Source organism: Pseudoglutamicibacter albus, assembly GCF_022346425.1.
GTDB lineage: Bacteria > Actinomycetota > Actinomycetes > Actinomycetales > Micrococcaceae > Pseudoglutamicibacter > Pseudoglutamicibacter albus.
Genome location: NZ_JAKRCW010000030.1, coordinates 1 through 954, shown reverse-complemented (window position 1 = coordinate 954; position 954 = coordinate 1). Strand labels below are relative to the sequence as shown.

Below are 954 nucleotides of genomic sequence, written 5' to 3'. Positions count from 1 at the left end.
TCAGAGTGGTATTTCAACAATGACTCCACAACCACTGGCGTGGCTGCTTCACAGTCTCCCACCTATCCTACACAAACCGCACCGAACACCAATACCAAACTATAGTAAAGGTCACGGGGTCTTTCCGTCCTTCTGCGCGTAACGAGCATCTTTACTCGTACTGCAATTTCGCCGAGTTCATGGTTGAGACAGCAGGGAAGTCGTTGCTCCATTCGTGCAGGTCGGAACTTACCCGACAAGGAATTTCGCTACCTTAGGATGGTTATAGTTACCACCGCCGTTTACTGGGGCTTAAATTCTCCGCTTCGAACACGAATGTTCTAACAGGTCCTCTTAACCTTCCAGCACCGGGCAGGAGTCAGTCCGTATACATCGTCTTGCGACTTCGCACGGACCTGTGTTTTTAGTAAACAGTCGCTTCCCTCTGGTCTCTGCGGCCCACACCCGCTCACCCCAGCATGTGGGGGTCACGAGGCAGGCCCCCCTTCTTCCGAAGTTACGGGGGCATTTTGCCGAGTTCCTTAACCATGATTCTCTCGATCGCCTCGGTATTCTCTACCAGATCACCTGTGTCGGTTTCGGGTACGGGCAGCTAGAACCTCACGTCGATGCTTTTCTCGGCAGTACAGGATCACCGGATCACCCACCCATAGTGGGCGCCCATCAAGTCTCAGCCATTATGGTGTACGGATTTGCCTATACACCGGCCTACACTCTTAGACCAGGTCGATTCCATTGCCTGGCCCGGCTACCTCTCTGCGTCACACCTGTTACTACGTTTACCTCCACGAATCGGGTCCCACGCCGCACACACCATCTAGCCACAAAGTGGCTGGTCTGGTGTGGTTGGGGTGGTTAGCATCATCGCTTCGATATGGACGGTTCTTCGCCGGTACGGGAATATCAACCCGTTGTCCATCGACTACGCCTGTCGGCCTCGCCTTAGGTCCCGAC

1 rRNA gene is annotated in these 954 nt (G+C 54.2%); it reads right to left on the bottom strand.

The annotated features are described in order from the left end of the window. Nucleotides 1-954 (bottom strand): 23S ribosomal RNA (locus MHJ63_RS09825); the annotation flags it as partial.